Raw genomic sequence first — 5,635 nt, 5'->3', positions numbered from 1 at the left:
AGCATTGAAGGTTCACGGTAGTGGCGAAAATGGAATGAAAGCTTATGCTATATTAAATGATGAAGAAGTTGAGGTTGTGGAACAAAATTCAGGAGACAATACTGTTTACAATCCATTGAAATACTACAATTATTTAATCGGTCATAATTCAAGATTGGACGAAATCCAAGCTGCTATTTTGAGAATTAAATTGAAACACTTAGACGAATATACGGAAAATAGAAGAAGTATTTCACATAAATACATCGACGCTTTGAAGGATACTTCATTGGTAATGCCAACAGAAACTGAAGGCGGAAAGCACGTTTTCCATTTATTTATTTTACAATCAGAAAACAGAGAAGAAATAGAATCAAAATTAAAAGAAAAAGGCATCGCCACTGGAACTTATTACAAGGTGCCAATGCATTTACAAAAAGCTTTTAATGATTTAGGATATAAGAAGGGAGATTTCCCTAATGCGGAATATCTTTCAGAAAGAACTTTTGCTATTCCATTGTTCCCAGAAATGAACGATGAGGAAAGAGAATATATTATTAATTCTATAAAGGAGATAGTATAATGGACTTTTTTGCTCATGAATCTTGCTATATAGATGAAGAGACAAAGATCGGTAAAGGTACTAAAATTTGGCATTTTAGTCATGTGATGTCAGGCAGCACTATTGGAGAAAATTGTAATATTGGTCAAAATGTTGTGATTTCTCCAGATGTTACGCTTGGTAATAATTGTAAAGTTCAAAATAATGTTAGTGTGTATACTGGTGTTGTTTGTGAAGATGGTGTTTTCTTAGGACCTTCTTGTGTGTTTACAAATGTTATTAATCCAAGGGCTTTTATTGAGAAAAAAGATGAATATCGAAAAACAACTATCAAAGAAGGCGCATCTATTGGCGCCAATGCGACTATTGTTTGTGGAAACACAATTGGCAAATATGCTATAATTGGAGCAGGAGCAGTTGTTACAAAAGATGTCGGGGATTACGAAATTGTAGTAGGAAATCCAGCCAGACATCATGGATATGCATGTTCATGTGGAGAAAACCTAAAAAGAGTTTCCCTCACAGATTATATATGTGAAAAATGTGACAAGAAATATTTATTAAATGATTATAAATTGAGTGAGGTATCAAATGAATAATTTAAAAGAAGAATTATTGGGCAAAATCGAAGATAAATCTCTAGTAGTAGGGGTTGTAGGATTAGGTTATGTAGGATTGCCATTAGCAGTTGAAAAAGCAAAAGCTGGTTACACTGTTATTGGATTTGATGTACAACCTGAAAAAGTTCAAATGGTTAACGATGGAGTTAACTATATTGGTGATGTTGTTGATTCAGAATTAAAATCTATCGTTGAATCTGGAAAATTAAGAGCTACAAGTGATTTTGAATCAGTTGCAAGTTGCGATTTCATTGCTATTGCTGTTCCAACACCATTGGATATTTACCAACAACCAGACATTTCTTACGTTGAAAAATCAACTACAGATGTTTCTAAACATTTGAAAAAAGGATCTATAGTTGTATTAGAATCCACTACTTATCCAGGAACTACTGAAGAATTAATGAGACCTATATTGGAAAATGGTTCAGGCTTGAAATGTGAAGAAGATTTTTACTTAGCATTTTCTCCTGAAAGAGTAGATCCAGGTAATAAACAATACAAAACTAAGAACACTCCAAAAGTTGTTGGAGGAATTGGTTCAGAATCTACAGAAGTTGCAGCAGCATTGTACAGAAATGTACTTGAAGGGGAAGTTATGACTGTATCTTCACCAAGAGTTGCTGAAATGGAAAAAATTCTTGAAAACACATACAGAAATGTAAATATCGGATTGGTAAATGAATTTGCTAAATTAGCTAATAAAATGGATATCAATATGTGGGAAGTAGTAGACGCTGCTAAGACTAAACCTTATGGATATCAAGCATTCTATCCAGGTCCTGGTGTAGGTGGACACTGTATACCATTAGATCCATTCTATTTGACTTGGAAAGCTAGAGAATACGATGTGCACATGCCAATCATAGAAGCAAGTGGTACTGTAAATGATAGTATGCCTGAATGGGTTGTAGATAGATCTATGAAGATTTTATCTAGAAAATTTAAAAAACCTTTAAATGGTTCAAAAGTTTTAATTTTAGGTATTGCTTACAAAAAAGACATCGACGATTTAAGAGATTCACCAGCATTTGTCGTAATGGATAAGTTCAGAGAAGAAGGAGCTATCATCGATTACTATGATGGATTCAATCCTTCATACTTCAATCCAGATGGATCCAAGACTTACTCATTAAAAGAAATTAATCCTGAAGTAGTTAAAGGTTATGATTTAGTGGTTATAACTGCAGATCACACAAATGTTGATTATCAAATGGTAGTCGACAATGCACCATTTGTATTTGATACAAAATACGCTACAAGAAATGTAGAAAACAATAGAGATAAGATAGAATTATTATAAGAGGTAATATGCAAAAAATTAAATGCGCAATCATTGGTTGTGGTAGAATTTCTTATAAACACGTAGAAGGAATTGCAAACAATGATTCAGAAATGGAATTGGTTGCAGTATGCGATATTATTGAAGAAAGAGCAATTGAAAAAAGAGATGAATATTTGGAAAGATTTCCTGACAGAGATGTAAAAGTATACACTGATTACAAAAAAATGTTAGAAGAAGTCGACATCGATATGTGTTCAATTTCAACAGAAAGTGGTTACCACGGTGAGATAGCTCTTTACTGCTTAGAACAATCAAAACATGTATTGATTGAAAAACCAATGGCTATGAGTTTGGAAGAAATCGACAAAATTAATAAATTAGCTGATGAAAATGGATTAAAAGTTGGGGTATGTCACCAAAACAGATTTAATCCTCCAATTCAAAAATTGAAAAAAACAATTGATGCTAATAAATTTGGAAAGATGACAAACATCACAGCAAGAGTTTTATGGAACAGAAATCAAAACTACTATAACTTAGCACCATGGAGAGGAACAAAGGCTTTAGATGGTGGCACATTGATGAACCAATGTATACATGCACTAGACTTATTGTTATGGATGATGGACGATGAATTAGTAAGCGTAAAAGCTGAAACAGAAACTTTCCTAAGAGATATAGAAATGGAAGATTACGGTGTAATTTTGATGAGATTTAAGAGCGGTAGAATTGGACTATTGGAAGGTAGTGCCGATGTATATCCTAAAAATCTTGAAGAAACTATTTCTGTATTTGGATCGACAGGAACTGCAGTTATCGGTGGGTTAGCTGTTAACGAAATAAAAACTTGGGTATTTGAAGATGAATCTGAAACCGCAGAATTGGAAGATGACAAATCAATCGATAATGTGTACGGAAACGGACACACTCCACTATACAAAGATTTCATTCACGCAATAAATACCGATACTCAACCATTAATTAATGGTCATGAAGGAAGAAAACCAGTAGAAGTATTAATGAAAGCTTACGGCTGGATTGACTAATAAAATATTTTGAAAACAAACAAGCTCTTGATTTTAATCAAGAGCTTGTTTCAATTTAATTAGTATTTGTAGAAGCCTTCTTTTGTTCCTCTACCTAATTTATTTTCATCTATATATTTCTTTAGCATTTGAGCTATTTGATATGCTACAGAATTTTCATCATTTACATCTGGTTTATTTAAAGTGATATTATATGCAGTTTTAAGACCAACTACGTCAAGTATTTGGAAAGGTCCAAATGCAGCGCCTGTTCCATATCTCCAAGCGTTGTCTATGTCTTCAATATCAGCTATGTCCAAAGCCTTTAGAGTCATTGCAGCATCTAATAATGGAACTAATAATGAATTTAGTAGATATCCAGGTTGTTCTTTCTTTAATTTTAATGGAATCATTCCTATATCTTTTGCAAAACTTACTACTTCATCGAATGCTTCTTGGGAAGTTTCACTGTGTCCCATAATTTCTGCTGTATTATTGTTCCAAATTTCATTTGCAAAGTGAAGAGCCAGATATTTTTCAGGATGAGGTAGTAAATCCTTGAATGAACTTGGTAATAATGTTGATGAATTTGTTGCAACTATAGTATTATCATGTAATACTTTTGCTAAATTCTTATAGAAATCTGATTTTTGTTCTGGATTTTCAGAAACAGCTTCAATAAATAAATCACAATTTTTAACTGATTCTTCTAAGTCAGTTAAAAGATGAATTCTATTGAATCCTTCTTCTACATCTTTTTTTAAATTTTCAATATCATCAATTGTCAATTGATCTGAAGAAATACCTCTAGGTATAATTACTGAGTTAACAGTGTTTTCATCAGATAATCCAACCTTAATTCTATCTAGTATACTTAGATAAGTTTCTTTTAACGCATCAAAACGTGGCTTAGCTCTCTCTACAGAACCTTCACTTCTTAGCCATACGTTTACATCAAATCCTTTGAAAGCAGTTTGAAAAGCTATTTGAGATCCCAAAACGCCTCCACCAGCAACTGTAACATTTTTAAATTTCATAAATGTGCCTCCTTTGAATTAATCTATATTGTAACTTTATTCAGTATTTATATACCCTCTAAATAATTTTACAAATCAGAACTGAACAAATTGTGTAATTTTTCGGATTTTTTTAAAATAAAAATGTTTAGAAATTTATAAGAAGGGTATAATTAAATTAAGGCGCTAGAGGTTAAAACCATTTTTAAAACAATTAATAAAGAGTAAATTTTTATAATTTAACAAATTATTGTTTAGAATTTATTCTAATGTGGTATATATATCAAGTAACAAATATATCAATAATTTACAAGGAGGTTTTATGAGTGGATTTAAAAAATTTGTCCACATACTATTTTCAATATTACTAATTTTATTTTCTTTAGTAATGTTTTTTACAGTATTCAATTTTGGACAAGTTAGTTATAATCTCAGAGAGCTCATGATGAATGAGGTATGCTTTTATATATTAGCAGTTATTGGAGCCTTAATTTTACTAGGGGCACTTATAATAATGTTTAAAGCAATACTCTCTGATAATTTAAGTGATTTCTTGATCTCAAAAGACAAGGATGGAGAAGTTATGATATCTACAGATGCACTTGAAAACACTGTTAAAAGTACTGTAAATAAATTTAACGATGTCAGAACTTCTAATGTTAATGTAAGAGTCAACAATTCAAATGAACCGTATATGAATTGTGATGTAGAGGTTGGAGTAAGGGATATGTCAAATGTAGGAGGTCTTGGTGAAAATATCAAAAATGATATCAAGACTAATCTAGAAACTTTAACTGGATACAAAGTTAAAGATATTAATGTAAAATTCTTGGATTTGGCAAAATCTACTAACAAAAGGGTAGTATAGGGGGTAAGAATGAACAATAATAATATGTTGGACAATTTTCAATCCCCAGATGAACAAAAGAAGATAATTTTTGTAAAAGAAGATCCAAAAGATAAATTTGACGAAAGATTAATAAAAAATTTATCTGGATTAAGGAAACCTACTAAGTATGGAATTTTAGGTGTAATGATTGCACTTTCATTTTTAAAACTTGGTTTTTGGGCAACAATCTTAATACTATTACTTTTTGGTATAGGTTATGGTTATGGATTGTATAAAGAAGGTAATCCTAAATTTATCA

At 31.4% G+C, this 5,635-nt stretch carries 7 protein-coding genes; 6 read left to right on the top strand and 1 reads right to left on the bottom strand.

Annotated elements, in window-relative coordinates; translation table 11 throughout:
- The 4 genes from KHW44_RS05800 to KHW44_RS05785 form a co-directional block, all read left to right on the top strand.
- A partial coding sequence (locus KHW44_RS05800) for a DegT/DnrJ/EryC1/StrS aminotransferase family protein (RefSeq protein ID WP_304067084.1) occupies positions 1–562 on the top strand: 562 nt, incomplete at its 5' end.
- Positions 562–1,140, top strand: coding sequence for an acyltransferase (locus KHW44_RS05795; protein ID WP_002836185.1), 579 nt, complete (start codon positions 562–564; stop codon positions 1,138–1,140). The genes KHW44_RS05800 and KHW44_RS05795, both read left to right, overlap by 1 nt.
- Positions 1,133–2,464 carry a nucleotide sugar dehydrogenase gene (locus KHW44_RS05790; protein WP_304067072.1) on the top strand — a complete coding sequence of 444 codons (1,332 nt, stop codon included), beginning with the start codon at positions 1,133–1,135 and terminating at the stop codon, positions 2,462–2,464. Before KHW44_RS05795 ends, KHW44_RS05790 begins: the two co-directional genes overlap by 8 nt.
- An 8-nt stretch (positions 2,465–2,472) precedes the next feature.
- Positions 2,473–3,492 (top strand): Gfo/Idh/MocA family oxidoreductase, encoded by a 1,020-nt coding sequence (locus tag KHW44_RS05785; RefSeq protein ID WP_304067070.1) that lies wholly within the window; start codon positions 2,473–2,475, stop codon positions 3,490–3,492.
- 59 nt (positions 3,493–3,551) lie between these two features.
- On the opposite strand, the gene KHW44_RS05780 is transcribed toward KHW44_RS05785, so the two are convergent.
- A complete protein-coding gene (locus KHW44_RS05780) occupies positions 3,552–4,508 on the bottom strand; it encodes a 3-hydroxyacyl-CoA dehydrogenase (RefSeq protein WP_304067068.1) in 957 nt (318 codons plus the stop codon).
- 301 nt (positions 4,509–4,809) lie between these two features.
- Here KHW44_RS05780 and amaP point away from each other — a divergent pair, with 301 nt between their 5' ends.
- Together amaP and KHW44_RS05770 are read left to right on the top strand one after the other, a co-directional pair.
- On the top strand, positions 4,810–5,355 hold the full coding sequence (gene amaP / locus KHW44_RS05775; protein ID WP_304067066.1) for an alkaline shock response membrane anchor protein AmaP: 546 nt from the start codon (positions 4,810–4,812) through the stop codon (positions 5,353–5,355).
- Between the two features lie 9 nt (positions 5,356–5,364).
- Positions 5,365–5,635: DUF2273 domain-containing protein (locus KHW44_RS05770; protein ID WP_304067063.1), on the top strand; the 271-nt coding region annotated here is incomplete at its 3' end.

Origin of the sequence: Finegoldia magna, assembly GCF_018371055.1 — a bacterium.
Taxonomy (GTDB): Bacteria; Bacillota; Clostridia; order Tissierellales; family Peptoniphilaceae; genus Finegoldia; species Finegoldia magna_I.
This window is presented reverse-complemented; position numbering and strand designations above follow the sequence as displayed.

What these genes read in the sequence shown, in the direction of transcription:
- KHW44_RS05795 (WP_002836185.1), top strand. Translation starts at nt 562, where the DNA reads ATGGACTTTTTTGCTCATGAATCTTGCTATATAGATGAAGAGACAAAG.
- KHW44_RS05790 (WP_304067072.1), top strand. Translation starts at nt 1,133, where the DNA reads ATGAATAATTTAAAAGAAGAATTATTGGGCAAAATCGAAGATAAATCT.
- KHW44_RS05785 (WP_304067070.1), top strand. Translation starts at nt 2,473, where the DNA reads ATGCAAAAAATTAAATGCGCAATCATTGGTTGTGGTAGAATTTCTTAT.
- KHW44_RS05780 (WP_304067068.1), bottom strand. Translation starts at nt 4,508, where the DNA reads ATGAAATTTAAAAATGTTACAGTTGCTGGTGGAGGCGTTTTGGGATCT.
- amaP (WP_304067066.1), top strand. Translation starts at nt 4,810, where the DNA reads ATGAGTGGATTTAAAAAATTTGTCCACATACTATTTTCAATATTACTA.